The sequence below is a fragment of the uncultured Campylobacter sp. genome (assembly GCF_938039205.1).
Taxonomy (GTDB): Bacteria; Campylobacterota; Campylobacteria; order Campylobacterales; family Campylobacteraceae; genus Campylobacter_A.
Map to the genome: position 1 here is coordinate 53,924 of NZ_CALHVM010000025.1, position 23,524 is coordinate 77,447.

The 23,524-nt window shown below is 45.8% G+C and carries 25 protein-coding genes; 18 read left to right on the forward strand and 7 right to left on the reverse strand.

Annotated elements, in window-relative coordinates:
- Positions 1–186: 186 nt before the first annotated feature.
- The 7 genes from Q0394_RS04020 to surE all read right to left on the reverse strand — a co-directional run bounded on the left by Q0394_RS04020 (position 187) and on the right by surE (position 5,204).
- On the reverse strand, positions 187–774 hold the full coding sequence (locus tag Q0394_RS04020; protein WP_298945633.1) for an SMI1/KNR4 family protein: 588 nt from the start codon (positions 772–774) through the stop codon (positions 187–189).
- A 19-nt stretch (positions 775–793) separates the two neighbouring features.
- Positions 794–1,342 (reverse strand): hypothetical protein, encoded by a 549-nt coding sequence (locus Q0394_RS04025; protein WP_298945632.1) that lies wholly within the window; start codon positions 1,340–1,342, stop codon positions 794–796.
- Positions 1,343–1,474: 132 nt separating this feature from the next.
- Positions 1,475–1,633 (reverse strand): hypothetical protein, encoded by a 159-nt coding sequence (locus Q0394_RS04030; protein WP_298945631.1) that lies wholly within the window; start codon positions 1,631–1,633, stop codon positions 1,475–1,477.
- A 288-nt stretch (positions 1,634–1,921) separates the two neighbouring features.
- Positions 1,922–3,016 carry a phospholipase A gene (locus Q0394_RS04035; protein ID WP_298945630.1) on the reverse strand — a complete coding sequence of 365 codons (1,095 nt, stop codon included), beginning with the start codon at positions 3,014–3,016 and terminating at the stop codon, positions 1,922–1,924.
- Entirely contained in the window at positions 3,013–3,678 is a 666-nt protein-coding gene (locus tag Q0394_RS04040) for a molybdenum cofactor guanylyltransferase (protein ID WP_298945629.1), read from the reverse strand. Before Q0394_RS04040 ends, Q0394_RS04035 begins: the two co-directional genes overlap by 4 nt.
- Positions 3,679–3,759: 81 nt before the next feature.
- On the reverse strand, positions 3,760–4,425 hold the full coding sequence (locus Q0394_RS04045; protein ID WP_298945628.1) for a tRNA threonylcarbamoyladenosine dehydratase: 666 nt from the start codon (positions 4,423–4,425) through the stop codon (positions 3,760–3,762).
- Positions 4,422–5,204 (reverse strand): 5'/3'-nucleotidase SurE, encoded by a 783-nt coding sequence (surE, locus tag Q0394_RS04050; protein WP_298945627.1) that lies wholly within the window; start codon positions 5,202–5,204, stop codon positions 4,422–4,424. Before surE ends, Q0394_RS04045 begins: the two co-directional genes overlap by 4 nt.
- A gap of 371 nt (positions 5,205–5,575) precedes the next feature.
- On the opposite strand from surE, the gene nrfH reads away from it, so the two are divergent.
- The 18 genes from nrfH (at position 5,576) to pheA (ending at position 23,523) form a co-directional block, all read left to right on the forward strand.
- Positions 5,576–6,118, forward strand: coding sequence for a cytochrome c nitrite reductase small subunit (gene nrfH / locus Q0394_RS04055; protein ID WP_298945626.1), 543 nt, complete (start codon positions 5,576–5,578; stop codon positions 6,116–6,118).
- A gap of 19 nt (positions 6,119–6,137) precedes the next feature.
- Positions 6,138–7,844, forward strand: coding sequence for an ammonia-forming cytochrome c nitrite reductase subunit c552 (locus Q0394_RS04060; protein WP_298792842.1), 1,707 nt, complete (start codon positions 6,138–6,140; stop codon positions 7,842–7,844).
- Positions 7,845–7,996: 152 nt separating this feature from the next.
- Positions 7,997–8,443 (forward strand): lysozyme inhibitor LprI family protein, encoded by a 447-nt coding sequence (locus Q0394_RS04065; protein WP_002950719.1) that lies wholly within the window; start codon positions 7,997–7,999, stop codon positions 8,441–8,443.
- Entirely contained in the window at positions 8,440–9,474 is a 1,035-nt protein-coding gene (gene lpxB, locus Q0394_RS04070; RefSeq protein WP_298945625.1) for a lipid-A-disaccharide synthase, read from the forward strand. The genes Q0394_RS04065 and lpxB overlap by 4 nt, the downstream gene beginning before the upstream one ends.
- Before the next feature lie 3 nt (positions 9,475–9,477).
- A complete protein-coding gene (gene greA, locus Q0394_RS04075) occupies positions 9,478–9,960 on the forward strand; it encodes a transcription elongation factor GreA (RefSeq protein WP_122868651.1) in 483 nt (160 codons plus the stop codon).
- Between the two features lie 5 nt (positions 9,961–9,965).
- Positions 9,966–10,094, forward strand: coding sequence for a hypothetical protein (locus Q0394_RS04080; protein ID WP_298945624.1), 129 nt, complete (start codon positions 9,966–9,968; stop codon positions 10,092–10,094).
- Positions 10,094–10,834, forward strand: coding sequence for a UDP-2,3-diacylglucosamine diphosphatase (locus Q0394_RS04085; protein WP_298945623.1), 741 nt, complete (start codon positions 10,094–10,096; stop codon positions 10,832–10,834). The genes Q0394_RS04080 and Q0394_RS04085 overlap by 1 nt, the downstream gene beginning before the upstream one ends.
- A 1-nt stretch (position 10,835) precedes the next feature.
- Positions 10,836–11,777, forward strand: a complete 942-nt coding sequence (locus Q0394_RS04090) for a chemotaxis protein (RefSeq protein ID WP_002947271.1) — start codon at positions 10,836–10,838, stop codon at positions 11,775–11,777.
- 11 nt (positions 11,778–11,788) lie between these two features.
- A complete protein-coding gene (locus Q0394_RS04095; protein WP_298945622.1) occupies positions 11,789–14,149 on the forward strand; it encodes a chemotaxis protein CheW in 2,361 nt (786 codons plus the stop codon).
- 3 nt (positions 14,150–14,152) lie between these two features.
- Complete coding sequence (locus Q0394_RS04100; RefSeq protein ID WP_298945621.1) at positions 14,153–14,650, forward strand: chemotaxis protein CheW; 498 nt, start codon at positions 14,153–14,155, stop codon at positions 14,648–14,650.
- An 8-nt stretch (positions 14,651–14,658) separates the two neighbouring features.
- Entirely contained in the window at positions 14,659–15,282 is a 624-nt protein-coding gene (gene serB, locus Q0394_RS04105; RefSeq protein ID WP_298945620.1) for a phosphoserine phosphatase SerB, read from the forward strand.
- A 14-nt stretch (positions 15,283–15,296) separates the two neighbouring features.
- Complete coding sequence (locus Q0394_RS04110; protein WP_298945619.1) at positions 15,297–16,292, forward strand: transaldolase; 996 nt, start codon at positions 15,297–15,299, stop codon at positions 16,290–16,292.
- Positions 16,289–18,583: a PilT/PilU family type 4a pilus ATPase gene (locus tag Q0394_RS04115; protein WP_298945618.1), complete on the forward strand. Its 2,295-nt coding sequence runs from the start codon at positions 16,289–16,291 to the stop codon at positions 18,581–18,583. The genes Q0394_RS04110 and Q0394_RS04115 overlap by 4 nt, the downstream gene beginning before the upstream one ends.
- Positions 18,584–18,641: 58 nt before the next feature.
- Positions 18,642–19,178 carry a 50S ribosomal protein L25/general stress protein Ctc gene (locus Q0394_RS04120; RefSeq protein ID WP_297968826.1) on the forward strand — a complete coding sequence of 179 codons (537 nt, stop codon included), beginning with the start codon at positions 18,642–18,644 and terminating at the stop codon, positions 19,176–19,178.
- Positions 19,179–19,186: 8 nt separating this feature from the next.
- A complete protein-coding gene (gene pth / locus Q0394_RS04125) occupies positions 19,187–19,747 on the forward strand; it encodes an aminoacyl-tRNA hydrolase (RefSeq protein WP_298945617.1) in 561 nt (186 codons plus the stop codon).
- 331 nt (positions 19,748–20,078) lie between these two features.
- Complete coding sequence (locus Q0394_RS04130) at positions 20,079–21,140, forward strand: LptF/LptG family permease (protein WP_298791148.1); 1,062 nt, start codon at positions 20,079–20,081, stop codon at positions 21,138–21,140.
- Between the two features lie 55 nt (positions 21,141–21,195).
- Entirely contained in the window at positions 21,196–22,437 is a 1,242-nt protein-coding gene (lysA, locus tag Q0394_RS04135; RefSeq protein ID WP_298945616.1) for a diaminopimelate decarboxylase, read from the forward strand.
- Positions 22,438–22,446: 9 nt separating this feature from the next.
- On the forward strand, positions 22,447–23,523 hold the full coding sequence (gene pheA / locus Q0394_RS04140; protein WP_298945615.1) for a prephenate dehydratase: 1,077 nt from the start codon (positions 22,447–22,449) through the stop codon (positions 23,521–23,523).
- The last annotated feature ends 1 nt before the right edge of the window (position 23,524 follow it).

Genomic DNA, 23,524 nt, shown 5'->3' on the forward strand with positions numbered 1-23,524 from the left:
GCAAATTTGAGCTCAAATTTAGCACCAGAATGCAAAAAATAATATAAATTTGAGCGGATCTGCGGGCAAAATTTGTAAATTTGGGATTAAAATTTGACGGAAGTTGTTGCCAAATTTAGAGTTTTGAAATCAGCCAAATTTGCCGCAAAAGCTAGCGCAAAGACCTAGCTTTCCAGCGTCAATTTATCAAATTTCAGCCATTTCTCGCCAAAACTCAAGCGCCATATCATCGCTAGCTTGGACGAATTTAGAGATTTCTTCCGCGCAAGGCACGGCCTTTTTGCTTAGCCGCGCGATACCGATACTAGCAAGCGCTCTAAAAAATATCTCGAAATCGCTCGCAACGCGCCTGCCGCAAAGCTCTTCGTCCCCGAGCAGCCACGCATAAATCGCGCCGTCCGCGCAATCAAGCAAAAAAATCCACGGATCGCCCACGGCAAAAACTATCAAATTTGCAGGACGCGTATCGCCGTGCCACCATTTGCCGCCGTATTCGTCGGTGCTGTTTAGCCGCACTAGCTCGCTAGCATAGTCGCCGCTGGCGCCAAATCGTACGTTGCAAACCTCAAATTTGCCAAAGTCAAATTTACAAACTAGGCGTGAAAACGCAGGCGGAAATTTGACGCCTAGAGCCTCTTGTGCTTTTTCTAGCGCCCGCGTGGACGCGTCGACATCGCTTTGTGCTAGCAGTCTCATGCCCGTTATGCCCTCTTGTTCCAGAGGCAGGCATATCTCGTCTAGCTCGCGAGCGATCTCGTCTAGCTTTAAAAACATATTTTTCTCCGCTTTTAGTTTATCTGAGATTTTTTGTTTCGGTTTTTATGATTTCGCCGTTTTCACCGTAAAATTTGGTAGTCGCCGCGCCCGTTTTTGCTTCGGTTACGACCTCTTTTACGAGCTCACCTTTTTCGTTAAATTCTTTTTGTATTTTAACCGCCTCGCTAAGCGGCTTGCCTATCGTTTGGCGCTGGTCTATCACTCTTTTTAGTTTGCCGCTCGGGTAGAAAAACTCAAAATACGCAGACTCACCGCCCATCTGGTAAGCGCGGCTATGCAGGCGCCCGTTCTCGTCGTACTTTTCAAATGTCGTTTCCTTTTTACCGGTTCGGACGCTGGTAAATTCTTTATACGATGGCTTGCCGTCTTTGCGGTATTCGGCTATGTTGTTTTCGACGAAAAAGCCTAAATTTGCGTCGAAGCGTTTGGTTTTTCGGTATAGTTTTATCGCCTCGCCCGCGTCAAAAAGCTCTAGTAGCTCCTTTTCGAGCCCGCCCCACAGGCATCTCTCGGCCGTGAACGCAGGCGCGTCTCGGTGTTCTTTTGAGTAGACCTCTAGCAGCACCCAGCGCTCGTTTTTGCGGACGGCGAACGAGATTTTTAGCTTTGTGGAGGGGTCGTCCGGGATCTTGCGCTTGTACTTCTCGTCCGCTTCGTCGATGATGTAGCGATTTAGCTGCGCGCCGCTCGCATCTAGCTAGGTGAGGTAGAGTCTGTTGCGTATTTTGCCGCTCGCGTTCTTTTCGCCGTTGCGTAGGTCGTACTTAAAAAATATCTCATAAGTTGCGATTAGCTCGTCGTTTTGTTGCTCGTGCGCGTATTTGCCGCCTGCTTGCAGCGAGGTCGCGCAGGTCAAACGATAAAAAGCTTTAATAAATTTTTCATCTATCTCCCTAAATTTGACGAATTTTGCGCTCGTGCTAGGGCAGCGGTTTTTTGACTGCGACTTGGCGTAAATTTAAAGAATCGCGCCGCGCCTAAAATTCGCAAATTTGATCCTTGCTTTATTATGCGTATATTTTGCAAACAAGCGCCCGCTCGTCAAATTTGCTGCGCTTGTCGGTTCGGTCAAATTTGACTTATTGCTTTGGGTCGTTTTGCCGCGATTTTTACCTTGCCTGCGCCGCTTGAGCGCGCTAGCCTTTTACTTCAAAATCGCAAAGCCGATACCGACTTTATCGGTGTGGCGGTTGTAGTCGATGAGGCTCTCGCCGTATCCCGTGAAGTACTTCACGTAGCCGTATACGCCGCTCTTGCCAAACGGAAACAGCCACCCAAGCTCGCCCGCGCCGCGGTTTGTTTTATCAAAATGCAGGTTGTTGCGCACCATCGCCGTAAAGACGTGGCCGCGGAAAGGTAGGGCGAAATTTATATCCATGTTTCCGAGGTATTTTTCGATGTCTGGGTTATCGTCGCTACCCTTGCTCTCAGGGATGCGAGCCCACGCTCGCGGGATCACGACTAGGCTACCGGCGTAAAGTTTGGCCTCGAGATAGACGCGGTTCCATGAGCGCGACTTCTCGCCGCCCTGGCCGTTACTCTCGTGCAAAAGCCCCGCGCGTAGGTAGTCAAGGCTCGGCAGCGCCTCAAATCTCATCGGGACGGTCACGAAAATCTCAGGTCGATAGTTGGTCTCGCGAAACGGCGTAGAGGATTTAGCCGTCTGCCACCACGAGCTTTGCGAGTAGCCCGCCGAGATCGTTTCGTTCATGTCAAATACGTCGTAAAAAAGCGGCTTTTGCAAGCTGATTTGAAAAGCAGTCTCAAATCTACGCCTACCTTCAACGTCGTTAAACGCGTAAGTTGCGGGCAGCAGGTAGTTTAGGTGGTGCATTTTTAGGCCCAAAATTTCATCCACGTCGTATGCTTCGCCGCTTTCAAATTTAGCTTTCGGGCGCTCTTTGGATGCGATTTTTTGCTCCTCCACGGGTGCGTCCGCTACGCTATCTGAGGGCGCGATCACGGAGCGCTCCATGGCGGCCGTTTCGCCGTCCTCGTCCGTAAATATCGCCTTTTTAGCCGCCAGTTTATAAAGCTGAAGGGCTCTTGTTTTGTCGCCTTCATGCTCGAGCTTTGCGGCGGTTTCGTAGAGGCGCTTGGCCTCGTCTTTGGCGGTCGGCTCGGTTAAATTTTCAGCCGCATTTTCGGACTGGCCGGCTAAATTTTGCTTCGCCGTTGCAGATTCGCCGGCTACTGAGAAATTTAACAAAATCGCCAGTAAAACGATAATTTTTTTCATATTTTTCCTTCTTTTAAAGCTTGTTCGTAATCTGCCTGATAGTTGATGTTAAAAAACTCGTCTTCGCGCGCGAATTTTACGATCTTGCAGCGGCAGCGGCTACGCAAAAGTCCGATCTTGTGCTCGCCCGCGGCAAAAAGCTCGCCCGCCGCATCCGCTAAATCCCCACTAAAAAACCCGCAAAGCGAGTGCGTATGCGACTCGTCCGCGGCGATGACCATATCGTATTCACCGGTAAATTTATATAGTTCGCGCACGCACTCTTCGCTAACGAACGGCATATCGGCAGGGACGATAAAGACGCTTTCGTTTGGGAAATTTCTAAGAATACTGTAAAGCGCTAGCATCGGAGAAAAGGCGTCAAGGCTTAAATTTGCCGTATCTTGCGAGCAAATTTGAGCGGAGCTTGCCTCTGCGCCCTCTTTGTAGCTCGCCTCGGTCAAATTTGACCGCGAGATCTCCTCTGGGCTAACGTCTTTTATGAGCGGTAGGGGCGGGTTAAATTTGTCAAATTTGGAGCTAACGAATACGCGCTCGAAAATCCGCCCGAATTTATGCGCTCCGTAGTGCGCCAGCGTCGCAAATCCGCCAAAAGGCAGCAGCGTTTTGTCGCGGCCCATTCGCGAGCTTTTGCCGCCGGCAAGGATAACGCATGTTTTCATTTTTTTCCTTAAATTTAAGTGCGGTATAATAGCATAAATTTGTTTTAAGCGAGCGGTTAAACTCGCCCAGACTAATTAAAATTATTTATCGCCGATGATTTTTCTAACCGCTAAAGCCGCTAAATTTAGCCCAAAACACGCCGTTACGCCCATGAAGCTGCCCAGTTTCACGCATCTTGGCAACTCGGTCGAAAACACGACGTCAAATTTGCCTTTAAAGCCTGCTTTTTTAAGCTCGGTGCGTATTTTTTTAGCAAACGGATCGTTGCAGGTTTGCCAGACGGAGGCGACCTTGATCTGCGTCGGATCGATGCGTTTTGCGCCGCCCATCGAGCTGATAAGCTTTTCGTGCGTTTTTAGCGCGAGTGCGATCTTGGCGGGTACGTCGTCGATAGCGTCGATCACGAGATCAAAGGGCGAAAAGTCGAAATTTGCGATAAACTCGGGCGTCATTAGCTCTTGCAGCGCCGTTACGCACTCGTATCTTTTGGCAAATTCTCCCACTTTAACGGCTCCGACCGCTTCGCTGTAAATTTGACGGTTTTGATTGGTTATATCAAAAATATCCTTGTCGATGACGGTGATTTTACCCACACCCGCGCGAGCTAGCGCATCCGCACAGACTCCGCCCACGCCGCCAACGCCGCAGATTAGGACGTTTGCGTTTTGAAGCTTTTTAAAATCATCGCCAAACAGCCAGCGAGACCTCGTAAATCGGTCGTTCTGATCCAAAATCACCTCGCTCAAATTTGATCCTTTAGCGCGGTTTTTAGGCCCTGCAAGCTCGCGTGCGCGGTCATATCTAGCATGATCGGGGTGAGCGAGGCGAAACTCTCGCTAAGCACGCTGATATCGGACTCGCCGTTTTGCTCGTAGTCTAAATTTGACGGCTGTCCGAGCCAGTAGTACTCGACGCCGCGCGGATTGCGGTGAAGCATCGCGTGCGTGGCGTAGCTGCGTCTGCCGGCCGGAACTATGCGGTAGCCTCTAAATTCTCGGGCGGAAACGGCAGGGATATTTACGTTTAAAAACTGGCGCGGCGGTAGGGAAATTTCGCCGTTTAGTACGCGCGGAACGATAAATTTGACGGCTTGCTGCGCGAGCGAAAAACCGAGTTTTTCGATACTATCGTTTTTATAAAACTGCGAAAACGCGATGCTTGGCACGCCCTGCAAAACGCCCTCCATAGCCGCTCCGCACGTACCCGAGTAGGTGATGTCCTCGCCCACATTGGCGCCGTGGTTTATGCCGCTGATTACGAGGTCGGGTAGTTTTTTGTAAAGCGCATGAAGCGCGAGATAGACGCAGTCTGCGGGCGTGGCGTCGTCGAGTTTGTAAAAATCGTCGTCAAGCTTGATAAAGCGAAGAGGTCTAGTGAGCGTAAGAGAGTGCGCGCAGGCTGATTTTTCGGTACTCGGCGCTACGATCGTAACGCGCGTATCGGGTAGCTCCCTCAGTGCGCTAGCTAAAGCGTGCAGGCCGCTAGCCTCGAATCCGTCGTCGTTTGTAATTAAAATTTCTTTCAAATTTATTCCTTTTTATCACTATTAACGCAAATTTGACGAGCCCATAGCTTTCAAATTTTTAAAGAAATGATTTTAGCACAGCTTTTATTATTTAAATTTAAAGTTTTGGCCTATGTTGGATATTGTTTACTTTATATTTTAGTTTTTAAATTTTATTCAAATTTAAGATAGTAAATATATTATATTATATAATACCGAAATAGATTGAAATCAATCATAATAAATTGATAACAACTACTGTTATATTTACACAGTATAAAAATAAGCTTTAGATTTAATTTTAATTATATTAGAAAAATAAATGAGAATTTAAGCGAACTAATAATAAAATACCGACCGATAAATAAAGTTAAGTTTTATTTAAATTTATAATGGAGGTTAGAAAGCCCGTCATGGAAAACACGAAGAAAAAAGCATCCATCTGGGTCATTCTTTTGTTGCTATCGTTTGGAGTGGTTATCGGTCACGGACTATACACTTTTTACTATGCCAAGGGATTTTCATACTTTAGTCCGGATCCTGCAGCCTGTAAAAACTGTCACGTGATGAATCAAGTCTACGAAAGCTGGTCAAGAGGCGGACACCAAAACGTCGCTACCTGTAACGACTGCCATTTGCCGCATGATTTTATAGGATATTGGATCATGAAGGCTCAAAGTGGCCTAGGACACGCGTATGCCGTTACTTTTAAAGATAATCCTTATGCATTTACCGCAAACGAAAAAACAAAAAGAGTCGTTCAGGAAAACTGCATGGACTGCCACAAAGAGTACGTTTCAAACGTTATCGACCCGCGCGCCATAGGAACCGCAAAACCGTTTGACAAAAATCTCAAAGAGCATCAAGGCAATTCTAGCGAGCCTTTAAGATGCGTATCTTGCCACCGCGAAGCGGGACATGCGCATAACTTTTAAAATTTAACAGGAGGATAAAATGAAAAACAAAGTGTTGTATGTAGCTACTTTCCTAGTGGCTGTCGTACTCGGTGCGGCTATGTTCGCGCTTTTTACGGATATCGGCGCCAAAAAAGCCGAAGAAAAGATGTATCCGCTAATGCTCAATAAAGTAAGCGAACTTGAGCCTGATTTTGAAAAATGGGGCGCAAATTTCCCAAATCAGCTCGATGCTTACAAAAAAATGGAGCATAAAAGCGACGCAAATCCAAAAGGAAGCGAATTCGTAGAAACGGCTTTCGGCGGCGATTTACCTTATAGCAAGATTATTCGCTGGCCTGCGGCTACGGTGTTTTGGAATGGTTATGCGTTCGGCGTGGATTACAGCAAACCGCGAACCCACTACTATTCGCAGATAGATCAGATCGAGACCAAAAGAAACGACAAGGAGTTTTTAAACTCTCACGGACTTCCAGCGTTTAAAGGCCAACCGGGCGCTTGCGTAAACTGCCACACCGGCTATCTAACCGCACTTCAGCTAGATCCAGACTACAAACTAACCGAAGATCCGACCCCGGCAGCTAGCTTACCTATGCCTTTCTTTGACGTAATGCCAAAAGAAGAAGGTCAGAAGAGAAAAGCGGCTTGGACGAAGATGAACTCTATTCCGTATTTTGACGTCATGAAAAAAATCGCGGCTAAACACGGCGAGAGTATCCACGGGTCGCATCTAGGCAGCACCTGTGCGGACTGCCACCACCCGGACGATATGAGCCTAAGAGTAACAAGACCGGGATTTGTAAATGCGATGGTAGGACGCGGATACGAAGCTGACGCTAAAAGCGGCATAAAAGCTACTAGAGCGGAGATGAGAAACTATGTTTGTATGCAGTGCCACGTCGAGTATTATTTCGGTAAAGACCAAACACTAACTTTCCCTTGGACTTTCTGGAAAAAAGACCAGCCGTTTAAGATCGAAAATTTCGACCAGTATTACGACGATCAGTTAGCCAAAGAGGATGGATTTAAATTTGACTACATCCATAAAGATACCGGCGCTAAAATTATCAAGATGCAGCACTCAGAGTCTGAGCTAAGCTCAACCGGTATCCACGGAAGAAGCGGCGTAACGTGCGCAGACTGCCACATGCCGTATAAACGCGCCGGAGCTCAAAAGATCACCGAGCATGAAATTTTAACTCCGCTTGCCGATATAAACGCGGCTTGCAAAACTTGCCACCCGCAAAGCGAACAAGTGCTAAAAGATAGAATTTCATTCGTACAAAATCGCCATGCTTACGAGCTAAGAAACTGCGAAAATGCGCTACTTTCTTTGATCCAGGACATAAAAACGGCCAGAGCCGAGCTAGCTAAGCATGAGAAATTTGCTTCGATCGCCGATGAAAAAGAGAGAAAAGAAGCTATCAGTAAGGCTCTTGAAAAGACTCTTTACTTGCACCGCAAAACTCACATCCGCTGGGACTTCGCATTTAGCGAAAACAGCTACGGCTTCCACGGAGACGAAGAGTCGGCTAGGATCCTAGGTCAATGTAAAGAATTTGCTCGCCAAGGACAAACCGAGCTAGTTAACGAGCTTGCGCCATACGGCATCAGCATCAAGCTAACCCAGGAAGCTACTCCAGTTCCTGCGCCTGCTTCTTTAGGACATAAATATCCTATCGGTGTAGCGCCTACCGAAGCTATGAAAAAAGCCGACGAAGACGTTAAGAACCTAAATTTTAAATAAACCCCAAAACCCAAGGCCTGCGGGCTTTGGGTTTTTTAAATTTACGCATTTTTCTTTCAATTTTCAAAATCCGAATTTACTTATAAATTTAAATTTTATTGTTTATTTAGCCGTTTTAGGCGATAATCTTCATCAAATTTAAAGGAGAAATTATGCTTAAAAAATTTATTTTTGCTGCTCTTGCGGCGAGTTTGGTTTTTGGTGCGCAAGATCTTGCGATCAAAGCAAAACCTGCGTCAAGCATCGAGGAAACTTCGGAAGAGGAATTTGATGAATCGCAAGCGCGCGTAGATGAGTGCATGCAAAAAGATAGCTCAACTGCCGGCATGATACAGTGCATAGACGCCGAATTTGCTATCCAAGATAAACTCCTAAACCAAAATTACAAGAAAGCCATGAGCGTGCTAAACGACGAAAATAAAAAGAAGCTAAAAGACATCCAGCGTAAATGGGTGGCTTATAAAGAGGCTAAATGTCCGTTTGTGCCGCCTATGGGTACGCTTTATGCCGTAACGGCCGCTGATTGTTACCTGCAGATGACTAAGGAGCGCGCAAGAGAGCTTGCAAACTTAGCCGAGGACTTTGAGGGCAATCAGTGAAGCTACTCATCTCTTGTTTGGAGGCCTCTGCAAATTTGCACTTCGAGCAGGTTTTAGAGCATCTGCCAAAGTGCGAACTAAAGGGCATTTTTGACGAAAAATTCGGCGAACCTTTTATGCGAAGCTCGGAGTTTTCCGCGATGGGCTTCGTGGAGGTTTTACCGCTTTATTTTAAGGCAAAACGCGCGATAAAAGAGATGACTCGCCTAGCCGCGCAGTGCGACGCCGTGCTACTCATCGATAGCCCCGCCTTTAACCTGCCGCTAGCCAAAGCGATCAAAGAAGCCGGTATCAAAACGCCGGTGACCTACTATATCTTGCCGCAGGTGTGGGCATGGAAGGCCGGACGCGTGGCGAAAGTCGAGGCGTACTGCGATCATTTGGCTTCGATTTTGCCGTTTGACGGGATGTACTACAACCGTTCGCGCTACGTCGGGCACCCGTTGCTTGATGAACTACGAGTGCGAAAAAACGAGCTTTTGCAAAGCGGTAAGATAGCCTTTATGCCAGGGTCCCGCCGCGCCGAAATTTCGCGGTTGATGCCGATTTTTCGCGAAGTTGCCGTCCAAATAAAAGATAAAGAAAAACTGCTCGTCGTACCGCCTTTTTTGGTAAACGATATGCAAATTTACGGCGACGTGAGCGGCTTTAGCGTAGTTACTGACGCGCCGCGCGCGCTTTTGCAAAGCGAGTTTGCATTTATCTGCTCAGGTACCGCGACGCTTCAGGCTGCACTAGTAGGCACGCCGTTTGTGCTAGCCTATAAAGCTAAAGCAATCGATATAATGATCGCGCGGATGTTTGTGAAGTTGCGCCACATCGGACTTGCAAATATCATGTTTGATTTTATGGGCGAAGCGGCGCTGCACGAGGAGCTACTGCAAGAGGAAGTAATGCCAAGCAATCTAATAAAAGCCTACGAGAGCTGCGATAAAGAGAAATTTATCAAAGGCTGCGAGAAGCTACGAAAATACCTAGAACACGGCTCTGCAGCCAACGTAGCGCAAATTTTAATAACGAATAAAGGATAAAAAATGACCGAACCGATGACGCTTTTTGGATATGAAAAAATCACAAACGAACTAAAAAATTTAAAGACCGTCGAACGTCCGAATATCGTCGAGGAGATCGACATTGCGCGCAGTCACGGCGACCTAAAAGAAAACGCCGAATACCACGCCGCGCGCGAAAAGCAGGCATTTATCGAGAGCCGTATCGCCGAGCTTAGCGACATAGTAAGTCGCGCCAAGGTAATCGATCCCGCCGAATACGAGCACGATAAGGTAAAATTTGGCTCCACGGTCGTCATCATGGACGTAGAAACCGAGCTAGAAAAAACTTATACGCTAGTGGGCACGCCAGAGAGCAACCTAGAGCGCGGGCTCATCTCGATAAACTCGCCTCTAGCCAAACAGCTAATCGGCAAGAGCGAGGGCGACGAGGTCGCGCTAAATTTGCCAAACGGCAGAAGCGACGTCGAGATCGTATCCGTTAGCTACAAACCGATCAAATTTTAAAGCCGATGAACGCGTTTAAAACCGTTAAATTTACGAGCTCGGCCGGTAAATTTGACTCGTTAAATTTAACTACGGCGCTTGTCAAATTTGAAATATTTAGCCGCAAATTCGGCGCCACAAAAAGTAAAATTTGATGCCTGAGCAAATCGTCGTAAAAAACGGCGCGATCTTTATCGCCGACTCGCACGAAAATGAAAATCGCGAAAATTTCTGGCATTTTTTATGCGCGTTAAAAAACGGCGAGCTAAAGACGCCACAGCTGTTTTTGATGGGCGATATGTTTGATTTTTTGGCGAGCGAGTGCGAGTTTTTCGTCAAATTTTACGAGCGATATATTCACGCGATCGACGAGCTGGGCGAGGAAATGGAAATTTACTATTTCGAGGGAAATCACGATTTTAACCTAGCAAGGCTTTTTAAAAACGTCAAAGCCTATCCTATCGGCGCCCAGCCGGTTAAATTTGCCTCGGAGTACGGGCAGAGCGTGCTTATCGCGCACGGGGATATATTTTTGCCTTTTGTTTCAAAATATGCTTTGAGATTTTTGCGCGTTAAAATTTTTTTAAAAACGATGAATTTTTTCGATAAATTTTTAAATTTTAGGTTCTCGAAACGAATTTTAAATAAGCTTAAACGAAAAATTTTAGATTATAAAATACCTAATTTTAAGAATTTAGTCGAAGCAAAAATGCGCCGATATAACGCATTTTGCGAGGCTGATGTCGTCATCGAGGGGCACTATCACCAAGGCGAACAATACACGATAGGTAAACAAAAATATATAAATATTCCATCTTTTGCATGCGAGCAAAGCTATTTTGTAGTAGAATACGACCAAAATATCAAGTTTGCTCGAAAGAGCGTAAAGGTTTAAAATGCTTAACAACGGCACATTAAAAACCGGTTCAAATGAGATGGAGCTTGTTGATTTTCGTATCTTTAAGCAGTCGGGAGACAATGTATATGAGGGCATATACGGCGTCAACGTCGCTAAAGTGCGCGAGATCATCAAGATGCCAAATTTAACCGAGCTTCCAGGAGTACCTGAGTATATCGAGGGGATTTTTGATCTGCGCGGCGTCGTGATACCTGTCATAAATTTAGCCAAATGGATGCAGATAAACGAGCCTAAGGGCGGAGCTATCAAGCCTCGCGTCATCATTGCCGAATTTAGCGGTATATTGATAGGCTTTATCGTCCACGAGGCAAAGCGAATCAGGCGCATAAGCTGGGCGGATATCGAGGCGGCGACTTTCGCCTCAAATGCCGGAACGCTAGATAAAGGCAAGATAACAGGCGTAACTCGCATCGAAAACGACGAAGTTTTGCTAATATTAGACCTTGAAAGCGTCGTCGAAGAGCTTGGCATTTATAGCCCGAAAATGGAAGTAGAGATCGATCAAAGTAAGCTTTTAAGCGGTTTAGCACTAGTGCTAGACGATAGCTCGACGGCAAGAAAACTAGTAAAAGATATGCTAGAAAAAATGGGACTAAAAGTAGTCGAAGCAAAAGACGGCGTAGAGGGTCTTGCTAGGATGGAGGATCTTTACGAGATGTACGGCGATAAGTTAAATAACTTTTTAAGGGTGATTTTGAGCGATATCGAGATGCCTCAGATGGACGGATACCGCTTTGCATCGACGATAAAAGACGATCCGAGATATACGGGAATTCCTATCATATTTAACTCTTCTTTAAGCAACGACTACAGCGAAGCTCAAAGCAGAGAGGCCGGAGCCGCAGCATATCTAACCAAATTTGACGCATCGCTATTTTATAACGAGGTGCTTCGCGTGATCGAAGCGCACAAGAAATAAGGGGGAAAATCATGGATGATATGAGAGAAATAATGGAAGACTTCCTGGTTGAAGCCTTCGAACTAGTAGAACAAATAGACCATGACCTTATAGAACTTGAGTCAAATCCCGAAGATTTAGAACTTTTAAATAGAATTTTCCGCGTTGCGCATACGGTAAAGGGGTCATCGAGCTTTTTAAATTTCGATATTCTTACTAAGCTTACGCACCATATGGAGGACGTGCTAAACAAAGCTCGCCGAAATGAACTAAAAATAACTCCAGATATCATGGACGTGGTACTAGAGTCCGTAGATATGATGAAGGGGCTACTGCACGGTATCAGAGATAGCGGTAACGATACGGATGTAGGCATAGAGATAGAAGATATCTGCAAAAGACTAACCGCGATATCCGAAGGCGAAGCCCCGAGCGCGGCCGTTAGCGAGCCTGCCCCCGTGGTACCAGAGCCTGTAGTAGAGGCGCCAAAAGAGCCTGAGCCCGAACCTGTTAGCGATGAGAATTTATCAAATTTAAGCGACGACGAAGTCGAAGCTGAGATAGAAAGACTGCTGAAAGTAAGAAAGGCCGAGGATCAAGCAAGACGGGCTCAAAAAGCAGCAGCAGGCGAAGCGCCAAAACCCGCCGCACCAGCCGCATCTCAAGCTTCTGCACCGTCAAATTCAGCTCCGGCTCCAAAGCCCGCCCCAGCAAAGCCTGCCAACAAAAAAGAGGACAAAAAAGTACCGGCTCCGTCAAGCGGAGCTAGCGCGGACGAGCAGACTATACGCGTCGAGGTTAAGCGCCTAGATCACCTGATGAACCTGATCGGCGAGTTGGTGCTTGGCAAAAACAGATTACTCAAAATTTACGACGACGTTGAGGAGAGATATGAGGGCGAGAAATTCCTTGAGGAGCTAAATCAAGTAGTATCTAGCCTAAGCCTAGTAACTACCGACATACAGCTAGCCGTTATGAAAACGAGAATGTTACCTATCGCGAAGGTATTTAATAAATTTCCTCGCATGATCCGCGATCTAAGCCGCGAGCTAAATAAGCAAATCGACCTTGAGATCACGGGTGAGGAGACGGAGCTTGATAAATCCATCGTCGAGCAAATCGGCGATCCACTCGTGCATATGATAAGAAACTCGTGCGACCACGGCATCGAGGACGGCGCTACCAGGCTAGCTGCTGGCAAACCGGAAAAAGGTACTATTCAGCTAAAAGCCTACAACGAAGGCAACCATATCGTAGTCGAGATCACCGACGACGGTAAGGGACTAGATGCCGATATGCTAAAGGCACGCTCGATAGAAAAGGGCATCATCACCGAGCGCGAAGCCGATACTATGAGTGATAAAGAGGCGTTTGGGCTTATATTTAAGCCTGGATTTTCGACTGCTGCGAAGGTAACTAACGTAAGCGGCCGCGGTGTGGGAATGGACGTCGTAAAGACCAATATCGAAAAGCTAAACGGCATAATCGATATCGAAAGCGAAGTGGGCAAGGGCACGACGATGAAGCTAAAAATCCCGCTCACGCTAGCCATTATCCAGTCGCTTTTAGTCGGAGCGCAGGAGGAATTTTTCGCTATCCCTCTAGCAAGCGTGCTTGAGACCGTGCGCGTACCGATCGACGATATCTACACGATCGACGGCAAAAACGTGCTTAGACTACGCGACGAAGTGCTTTCGCTGGTTAAGCTCTCAGATATCTTCGGCGTCAAGCAGGTCTTTGACGGCGGAGATCAGACCTATGTGGTCGTTATCGGCGTAGCGGAGGCAAAGCTAGGCATCATCGTAGATAGTCTCGTAGGACAAGAAGAGATCGTAATTAAATCAATGGGCGATTATTTACAAAACATTCCTGGAATCGCAGGCGCTACGATAAGAGGCGACGGCCGCGTAACGCTAATCATCGACGTGGGCATGATGATGGAGATGGCAAAAGATATAAAAGTAGACATAAAAGCTAGCATGGAATCCTCAAAAAGCGTCAAAGAAAAACCGAGCGATTATAAGGTGCTAATCGTAGACGACTCGAAGATGGATAGAACCATAATGCAAAAATCGCTCGCGCCTCTTGGCGTAACGGTGATAGAGGCTACTAACGGCGTCGAGGCTCTAACTATCGTAAAATCTGGCGAACATGCGCTTGATGCGATGCTAATCGATATCGAAATGCCGCGAATGGACGGCTATACGCTAGCGGGCGAAATTCGCAAGTACTCAAAATATAGAAATTTGCCGTTAATAGCCGTAACTTCAAGAACGTCAAAAACCGACAGGCTAAGAGGCGTGGAGGTAGGAATGACTGAGTACATCACCAAGCCGTATTCGTCCGAGTATCTCGAAAACGTAGTTAGAAAAAATATCAAACTAATAGGATAGAACATGAACGACAAACTAAATCAGGTTCTAAAAAGACAAAAAAGACAGGTGATAGACCCGAGCGAAAAAGAACGCGAAGAGATCGTCCAGTTAGTCGGCTTTATCGTGGGCGACGAGGAGTATGCGATACCTATTTTAAACATCCAAGAGATCATTAAGCCGATCGAATACACTCGCGTCCCTAGCGTGCCGGACTATGTTTTGGGCGTGTTTAACCTGCGCGGTAGCGTCATCCCGCTAATCGATTTGAGAAAAAAATTTTCTCTAAATGCCGCAAAATCTAGCCCAAGCACGAGATATATCGTGATGAAAGAGGGCGATAACGTAGCGGGATTTGTGATCGATAGACTAACGGAAGCCATCAGAATACAGCAAAACAGGATCGATCCGCCGCCTGAAACGCTTTTAAAAGATAAAGGCATGATTTACGGTATCGGCAAAAGAGATAATAATATCCTTACGATTTTAAAAGTCGAAACGTTGCTAAAGCGCGATTTCTAGGATCAAATTTGATAAAGCTTTGCGTATTTGATTTTGATTCAACGCTGATGGACGGCGAGACGATAGATTTTCTAGCCGCAGCAAAAGGCGTAGGTGATGAGGTCAGCGAAATAACTGCAAAAGCGATGGCGGGCGAGCTTGATTTTTTCGAGAGTTTGACGCGCCGCGTATCGCTTTTAAAAGGGCTTGAGCTTGCTAAAGTATATGAAATTTGCTCAAATTTGCCGCTCATGCCAGGAGCTGCCGAGCTGATTGCACATCTAAAAAGCAAAGGCATCAAGGTCGTTGTTTTTAGCGGCGGATTTCACTCGGGCACCGATAGAGCGCAAGAGAAGCTAAAATTTGACGCTAGCTTTGCAAATATCCTGCATCACAAAGACGGCGTCTTAACTGGACTCGTGGGCGGCGAGATGATGTTTGGCTTTTCAAAGGGCGCGATGCTTGCAAATTTACAAAATTTGCTTGGAATCTCAAAAGAACAGACGATGAGCGTGGGCGACGGCGCCAATGACCTATCAATGTTTGAGCATTCAAATTTAAAAATCGCGTTTTGCGCGAAGCAAATTTTAAGGCAAGCGGCAACTTGTTGCGTGGATAAAAAAGATTTGCGCGAGATCATAAATTTGATATAAAAAGGCAAGAAAAAATGTTTAATAACGATATAAATTTTTCATTGTGGTGTGACTTTATCGAGCGCGACTTTTTGCAAGACGAGTTTAAAAATTTACTACAAATAGGCGCTATTAACGGCGTGACCTCAAACCCGTCCATCTTTAAAGCCGCGTTTTTATCGGACTCCTACAAAGACGTCATCGGCCAAATGGGCAAAAAATATCCAAAGGCTCTTTACGAGGCGCTCGCGGTGCAAGATATCAAGATAGCCGCGACCAAGCTTTTGAGGCACTACGCAAACGGCGACGACGGGTTTGTTAGCATCGAGGTCGATCCTAGCTTTTGCGATAACGCCGCAGCTACGGTGGACGAGGGCGCTAGGCTGCACGCGGAGATCGGCATGCCAAACGTCATGATCAAAATCCCTGCGACAAAAGCGGGCTTTGAAGCTATGAGCGCATTAACCGCGCGCGGTATCGCAGTAAATGCGACGCTGATTTTCTCGCCGGAGCAAGCCGTAGCATGTTTGGATGCTTTTGAAGAGGGCGTGAAGGCTTATGAGAAGAAATTTCCGCTAACGCCGCTACCAAAAAGCGTGATTAGTATTTTTGTTAGCAGGTTTGATCGCTTGCTAGATGAAAAAATGCGCGAAAACTCGCTACCGACCGGCCAAATCGGCATCATGAATGCGACTAAAATTTATAAAATCATAGAAAATAAAAACTTGCCTACAACGCGCGCGCTGTTTGCTAGCACGGGCGTGAAGGGCGACGAGCTGGCAAAGGATTATTACGTAAAAGAACTAATGTATCAAAATGCGGTAAATACGGCTCCGCTTGATACTATCAAAGCCTTTATCGCTGGCAAAAACGAACCAAAAACAGCTGTTAGCGACGACAGCATAGAGAAATTTTTCGGCGTGGTAAAAAGAGCCGACATAGATATGGAGAAGGTTTATAAAGACTTGCTAAACGACGGCTTGAAGCAGTTCGTGACGGCATTTGAAGATATAATGAAAGCGCTTAAATGAAGCCTTTGAGATTTACTTCGTCGCAGCAAGAAGATGCAATGGACTACGAGCCTATCGGTTCTAGTATTAAATTTGACACTCAAGACGACGAACTTGAGCGCATCATAAATCTAAGAGCGAATGCGGTAAAAAACGATATACAAAAAATAAGAGATAAAAATAAAGAAGATTCGCAAGAAGAGCAAATAATAGAGCTAAAATCTGAAAAAGATGAGCAGAAGATCGGCGAAGTTGCAGATAAAAATTTGAGCGATCATGAGCCCGTGTTTAAATTTGGACAAAATTTTGATTTTGAGAACCTGCCTGCGCTCAAACCCATAGACGACGAGCCCGCAAAAATCAAAGAAGCGGTGGAAACCGTCAAATTTGACGGTTTTATCGAGCCCGGTGACCTGGAAGCAAAAAAACACGAGCTAAGCGAAAATCTCCAAGCTATCAACGAAGCACTGAGCGAAATAGACGCACTGGACGAGATGCCGCCAAAAAAAGATGAGTTTGACGAGACTGCGAAAGCTACGGCGCAAGAACAGTCGATTTGCGATGAAACGCCGGATATAAAATTTGGCGGAGATAACGTAAGTTTGGATGATTTGGGTATTAAATTTACGCAAGAAGAGGTCGGCATGCAACAGCACCCTAGCGAAAAGGATCAAATTTTAGACTTTTTTCAAAACGAATTTAGCATAGTTCAAGATGAAGAAAATAAAGATATAGAGGATAAAATCGGCATAATCAATAACGATGGCGCCAGCGACAAAAACGAGATAAACGCAATCCCTGTGCAGCCGAATTTAAACGTAGGCTTTGGAGATGATCGGCAAAATAAAGAGCAAAAAAATATCGACGAATCCATAAATTTGCGTGAATCGCAAGCGCAAAATTTAGAGCCGAATTTCGCACAAATGCAAACTGCCGCAAATAAAGTTGCGGCGCAAGCGCAAACTATAAATGATAAGCAAGAAAACCAAACAAATACATTAAAAAAACCTGAAGCGCGACCGGTTAAATACAAGGACAGGGCGGCGCTTTTAGCCGAGCTTGGCATCGGTATGGAAGATGAAACTTTCGGGACGCCGATTAGAACCACGGTGCCGCAGAGCGACGAAGAGAACGAAAAAAAAGCCGAAATGAAGGTTATACTGGATGGGTATCTAACAAAACTTATCGAGCTTGGCGGTAGCGACTTGCACGTAAAATCCAGCAAAGTAGTTCGCGGTAGATTTAACGGCGAGATATTTACGATGGGCGATAAAATTTTAGATTACGACAACTCGATACTACTTGCAAAGGAGATTTTAGGGGCGAATTATTACAATCTTATGAAAAAAAAGAGTGTGGATTTTACATATAAATTAAACGACGACTACCGTTTCCGTTCAAACGTCTTTTTGCAGATGGATGGCGTATCTTTAGTATTTAGAACGATCCCAACGAAAATTCCTACGATGTCCGAGCTTTTATTGCCGCCTGTTATTGAAAAGCTTTGCAATAAAGTAAATAGAGGCATCATCCTAGTAACTGGACCTACCGGTAGCGGTAAAACAACGACACTAGCTAGCATGATAAACCACCTAAATCACACAAAAAACTACCACATCGTCACTATCGAAGATCCGATCGAGTTTATATATAACGACGACAAAAGCGTAATAAATCAGCGCGGTATCGGCCAAGACGTAGATAGTTTCGCCGACGCGCTAAGGGCTTCTTTGCGTGAGGATCCGGATGTTATATTTGTAGGCGAGATGAGAGACCTAGAGACTGTTAGAACCGCGATAAATGCAGCAGAAACAGGACACTTGGTGCTTGCTACACTTCACACCCTTGATGCTAAAGAAACTATCGGCCGCGTCATAAATATGTTTCCTAAAGAGGAGCAAAACCGCATAAGGATGACCTTTGCCTCGGTTGCGGAGGCTATCATATCTCAGCGCCTTGTCGTGACTACGACCGGCAAACGCCGCGTCGCTTGCGAAATAATGGTAAAAAACATAAGAATAAGAGATATGATCTTAGAAGATAGAGATAGCGAAATTTACGACGCGATAGAACAAAGTAAAAATACCTACGGAATGCAGACCTTTGAGCAGCATTTGCTTGATATGTATGCTTCGGGAATTATAACAAAAGAAGAAGCGCTAAAAAGCGCCAGCAGAAGGGAAAACCTCGATATCAAAATCAAGAGTGCCGACCTTGCTAAAAAACGAGCGATGGTTGCCTCTATCGAAGAGGATGCCGAGCTTTTAAAAGAATTTCAAAGCGAAGTTATTGCGCTCAAAGATATCAAGTAAGGCGAAATTTATATAAATTTGGGTATCATCGGCTTCTATTTTTCAAGAAAGGAAAACGATGTTAGAAGGTATCGTTAGAGAGAGTATCGGTAAAAAGGCGTCAAAAGCCTTGAGAAGAGATGGTTATCTAATCGCCAACATTTACGGCAAGGGATTAGAGAACGTGCAAGCCGCTTTTAAAATCAACGATTTTATAAAAGAGGTTCGCAAAAAAGAGAGCCTTGCGTTTGACGTAAAAGTAGGCGGAAAAACCTTAAAAGTCGTAGTAGTCGAATACCAAAAAGACCCTGTGACAAACGCGCTAAAACACGTTGATTTAAAGGTTGCGCTTCCAGGCGTCGTCTCAAAGTATATGATTCCGGTTAAACCTTACGGAACTCCTGTGGGTCTAAAAAATAAAGGCGTTTTGATCATCTCAAAAAGACGCTTAGCCGTAAAATGCACGGCTGAAAATTTGCCGAATTCATTCGACATAGACGTTAGCGGCCTTGATATAGACAACACTGTCCTAGTGCGTGACATAGCCGTTCCTGCGGGCGTAACTATGATCGATGCTGACCGCGTAGCGGTTCTAGGCGTAATAAAAGCTAAATAAGGCTAGCCTTGATACTCATAGCTGGACTGGGGAATCCCGGTCCCGAGTACTCCAAAACAAGACACAATGTCGGCTTTATGCTGATAGATAGACTCAAAAACTCAAATTTTACCGACGTAAGCTCAGTTAAATTTCAAGGCGAGCTGTTTAAATTTCAAAATTTACTTTTTCTAAAACCGACGACCTTTATGAACCTAAGCGGACGAAGCGTAAAAGCCGTTGCTGATTTTTACAAACCCGAGCGCATTATCGTTATTCATGACGACCTTGATCTAAATTTCGGCGTCGTTAAATTTAAAAAAGGCGGCGGAAACGGCGGACATAACGGGCTAAAATCAATCGATGCCTTAATGGGCGCAGACTACGAGCGCGTACGTATCGGTATCGGCAGAAGCGCGCACAAAGGCGAAAGCGCGGTAACCGGCCATGTGCTTGGCGAATTTAACGCAGATGAAAAAGAGGGGCTGGAAAAAATTTTGGACTACTGCGAAAACGCGCTAAATGAGCTAATAAAAACCGACATCGATACCGTTTCGCAAAAATTTTCAACAAAAAAAGGCATTTTGTGAGAGGGTTAAATTTAGCATTTGCGACTTTTGCATTTTCTCAAATTTTGAGGCTTTTAAAGGCGCTCAAAAATCGGTTAAATTTAGAGTCTAAATTTAAAGCCTTGTGCCTAATTTTCCTTACCGTAAATTTTATAAATTTACTTCAAAACTTTACCTGCAAATTTATAAAATTTACGAAAAAAACGGTTTTTTCACAGACTCGCCTTTTATCCAGAGCCGTATTTTTATTAAATTTCACCCAAAAAACAGAGCTGTTTAAATTTAGTATTTTTGAGAGCTTCGATCTTGTCCGATGCCCCGCGTACGCAAAATTTGATTTAAAAGGCCATAAATGAACCTTTACGCGCGTTACGTCGGCTGGCTTTATTTTAAATATTTCATGATTTTATTCATCGCGCTCACGCTTTTTTACGTCGGCATCGACATCCTAACCAACCTAAAAGATATGCCCGCAAGCGCGAATCTAAAACTGCTTTACTTTGGCCTTACCTCGCTTACGGCGGTAAACTACGTCTTACCGCTTGCGCTCATTTTTGCGCTCATAACTAGCAAATTTAGTATGATTCGCAGCAACGAGCTAGTTAGTTTTTATGCGCTTGGTATCGATAAAAATCGCCTGATCAAGCCACCTTTTTGCATTGCGCTTGCCATCACGCTCATTTACGTCGGGCTAAATTTCACGCCTTTTGCCTACGCCTACGAGTACGGGCGAAATATCGTGAAACTCTCGAATTTATCGCGCACGAGCTCGGATATTTTCTTAAAATTCGAGGGTAAATTTGTCTACATGGATAGCCTAAATCCTATTAGCGGCGAGGCTAAAGACGTGCGGATATTTGACATAAACGGTAGCAATCTGCGTAGTGCGACCTTTGGCGAAAGCGGGAGATTTGTGGATGATGCGTGGCTTTTAAAGAATGCTAAAATCGTAAATTTGCCGCAAAATATTAAGCTCGGCGAAAAAGGACTCGATATCAAAACGCCAAGCGAGCTAAAAACGCTTGAAAATTTTAAACCAAAAACTATAGAAAGCGCGTCGGCGGAGAGCTCGGCGATCACGATTCCCGATGCGGTGGATTACATTTTGGCGTTTAAGGACGAGGGTGTCGGGTTAAATTCGACCAAAACTACGCTTTATAACCTCGCTTTTGCGCCTTTTTTTGCGCCGTTTATGGTGCTCATCATTTACTATTTTTTGCCGGTTACGGGACGATTTTTTAATCTCGCCTTAAAAAGCTTTATCTTTACGATCGCCTCGCTTTGCGTCTGGGGTGCGCTTTTTGTGATGATGAGGTTTGCTAGAAACGGCGTCGTCTCGCCCGAGATTGGCGTGCTTTTGCCGATAATTTTACTCAGCGCATACGCTTTTTATCTGCGTTTTGGGAGTCGTTAAGAGAGATTTAGGCAAAATTTTTGTAAAATCTAACTATTTTTAAACAAGGTCGGTTATGGATTTTACGAATTTAGCACAAAAATACGGCACCCCTCTTTACATTTACGATTTTGACTACATGGCGCACCGCTACGAAGCGCTAAAAAAAGCGTTTCACGCTAGAAAATCTCTCGTATGCTACGCCGTTAAGGCAAACTCAAATTTAAGCGTTTTGAAATTTTTAGCCGGGCTTGGAGCCGGATTTGACTGCGTGAGCGTAGGCGAAGTTAAGCGCGCGCTACTAGCCGGAGCTAAAAGCTACCAGATCATCCTAAGCGGCGTAGGCAAGCGTGACGACGAGCTTAAATTTGCGCTGGAAAATGAAATCTTGATGATAAATTTAGAAAGCGAAGCCGAGATGAACCACCTGGAGGATATCGCAAAACAGCTGGGCAAGCCCGCTCGCATCAGCATCCGCGTAAATCCAGACATCGACGCCAAGACGCACCCTTACATCTCGACCGGACTAAACGAAAATAAATTTGGCGTGGATCTGCAAACGGCAAAAAAAATGTATCTACACGCCAAAAACTCGCCTTATCTAGAACCCGTAGGTATCCACAGTCACATCGGCTCGCAAATAACCGACATAAAGCCCGTTATCGAAGCGGCAAAGATCGTGGCAAATTTGACTAGAGAGCTAAAAGCTGCGCAAATCGACATCAAATTTTTTGACGTCGGCGGCGGTATTGGCATCGTTTACGGCGATGAGAGCGAACCTGATCTATACGAATACGCACAGGGCATTTTGGCAAATTTAAGCGGCCTGGACGTCACGGTAGTTTGCGAGCCTGGACGCTTTATCGTCGGCAACGCGGGCTATTTTCTAACTAGCGTGCTTTACGAGAAATTTAATAAAAACAAGCGCTTTGTTGTCGTGGACGGCGCGATGAACGACCTCATACGCCCGAGTCTTTATCAGGCTAGGCATAAAATTTTTGCTATTAGCGGCGGCAAGACTCTTTGCGAGTGTAAGACTGAGCAGCTTCGGGAGCTCAAATTTAGCCCTTGCGACGTGGTCGGGCCGATCTGCGAGAGCGGCGACTTTTTAGCAAAAGATCGAAATCTACCGCCGCTAAACCCGGGCGACCTCGTCGTTATCAAATCAGCGGGCGCATACGGCTTTGCGATGAGTAGCAACTATAACACTCGCGGGCGCACCGCGGAGGTTGCGGTAAAAGGCGGCGAAGACTTTTTGATAAGACGCCGCGAGAGTTTTGAGGACGTAGTGGCGCTGGAGCGAGAATTTTTAGGCTAGGGAGCGAAAATGCAAAACATAAACGACCTTAGAAGCGAGATAGATAAGATCGACGATGAGGTGCTAAGGCGCCTAAACGAGCGCATGAATTTCGTGCGAAAGATCGGCGAGCTAAAGCAAACCAGCGGCAGCGCGATCTACCGCCCCGAGCGCGAAAGAGCGATCCTAAACCGCCTCGAGGGGCAAGACTCAGCATTTTTAAATAAAGCCGCGATCGAGGCGATTTATCTTGAAATTTTTGCCGTCAGTAGAAACCTCGAAATGCCTGAAAAAGTCGCCTATCTGGGGCCTGAGGGCACCTACACGCACCAAGCCGCCGAGAGTCGTTTCGGCGCGATGAGCGCGTATTTGCCGCTAGCTAGCATCGAGGCGGTTTTTACGAAACTAAAGCACAAAGAGGCCAAATACGGCGTCGTGCCGATAGAAAACAACACAGAAGGCGCGGTAGGCGCGACGCTAGACTGCCTAGGACGGTTTGATAGCGTCAAGGTGGTAGCTGAAATTTACATGGATATCCATCACATTTTTGCGAGCAAGTGCGAAAATTTAAAAGATATCAAACGCATCTACTCGCACCCGCAAGGCTACAATCAATGCCGCAAATTTTTAGACGATCACATGCTTTCATCAGTCGAGTTTATCCCGGCAAAATCAACCGCGCAGGCCGCGCAGCTAGCTAGTAGCGAGCCAAACTCGGCCGCTATCTGCTCTAAGATCGCTGCCAAGCTTTACGGAGTGCCGATCTTGTTTGAGACGATCGAGGACAACGCCGCAAACCGCACGAGATTTTTTATCTTAAGCGATTTTAAAAACGAGCGAGCGCAAAGAAATAAAACATCCATCTTAGCAAAGACTGAGCACCGTCCCGGCGGGCTAGTGGAGCTACTACTAGCCTTTAGAGACGAGGGTATAAATATCACCAAACTGGAGAGCCGCCCGATAAAACAGCGCGAATTTAAGGCGAATTTTTATATAGATTTCGAGGGGCACATCGACGACGACAACGTCCAAAAAGCGATACAAAAAGCGATAAGCTACGGCCATGAGATTGCATGGCTTGGAAGCTACGTCGCGTGGGAGGAATGAG

Coding starts and splice junctions, on each gene's coding strand:
- Q0394_RS04020 (WP_298945633.1), bottom strand. CDS start 774: ATGTTTTTAAAGCTAGACGAGATCGCTCGCGAGCTAGACGAGATATGC.
- Q0394_RS04035 (WP_298945630.1), bottom strand. CDS start 3,016: ATGAAAAAAATTATCGTTTTACTGGCGATTTTGTTAAATTTCTCAGTA.
- Q0394_RS04040 (WP_298945629.1), bottom strand. CDS start 3,678: ATGAAAACATGCGTTATCCTTGCCGGCGGCAAAAGCTCGCGAATGGGC.
- nrfH (WP_298945626.1), top strand. CDS start 5,576: ATGGAGGTTAGAAAGCCCGTCATGGAAAACACGAAGAAAAAAGCATCC.
- Q0394_RS04060 (WP_298792842.1), top strand. CDS start 6,138: ATGAAAAACAAAGTGTTGTATGTAGCTACTTTCCTAGTGGCTGTCGTA.
- Q0394_RS04065 (WP_002950719.1), top strand. CDS start 7,997: ATGCTTAAAAAATTTATTTTTGCTGCTCTTGCGGCGAGTTTGGTTTTT.
- greA (WP_122868651.1), top strand. CDS start 9,478: ATGACCGAACCGATGACGCTTTTTGGATATGAAAAAATCACAAACGAA.
- Q0394_RS04080 (WP_298945624.1), top strand. CDS start 9,966: ATGAACGCGTTTAAAACCGTTAAATTTACGAGCTCGGCCGGTAAATTT.
- Q0394_RS04085 (WP_298945623.1), top strand. CDS start 10,094: ATGCCTGAGCAAATCGTCGTAAAAAACGGCGCGATCTTTATCGCCGAC.
- Q0394_RS04090 (WP_002947271.1), top strand. CDS start 10,836: ATGCTTAACAACGGCACATTAAAAACCGGTTCAAATGAGATGGAGCTT.
- Q0394_RS04095 (WP_298945622.1), top strand. CDS start 11,789: ATGGATGATATGAGAGAAATAATGGAAGACTTCCTGGTTGAAGCCTTC.
- Q0394_RS04100 (WP_298945621.1), top strand. CDS start 14,153: ATGAACGACAAACTAAATCAGGTTCTAAAAAGACAAAAAAGACAGGTG.
- Q0394_RS04110 (WP_298945619.1), top strand. CDS start 15,297: ATGTTTAATAACGATATAAATTTTTCATTGTGGTGTGACTTTATCGAG.
- Q0394_RS04115 (WP_298945618.1), top strand. CDS start 16,289: ATGAAGCCTTTGAGATTTACTTCGTCGCAGCAAGAAGATGCAATGGAC.
- Q0394_RS04120 (WP_297968826.1), top strand. CDS start 18,642: ATGTTAGAAGGTATCGTTAGAGAGAGTATCGGTAAAAAGGCGTCAAAA.
- Q0394_RS04130 (WP_298791148.1), top strand. CDS start 20,079: ATGAACCTTTACGCGCGTTACGTCGGCTGGCTTTATTTTAAATATTTC.
- lysA (WP_298945616.1), top strand. CDS start 21,196: ATGGATTTTACGAATTTAGCACAAAAATACGGCACCCCTCTTTACATT.
- pheA (WP_298945615.1), top strand. CDS start 22,447: ATGCAAAACATAAACGACCTTAGAAGCGAGATAGATAAGATCGACGAT.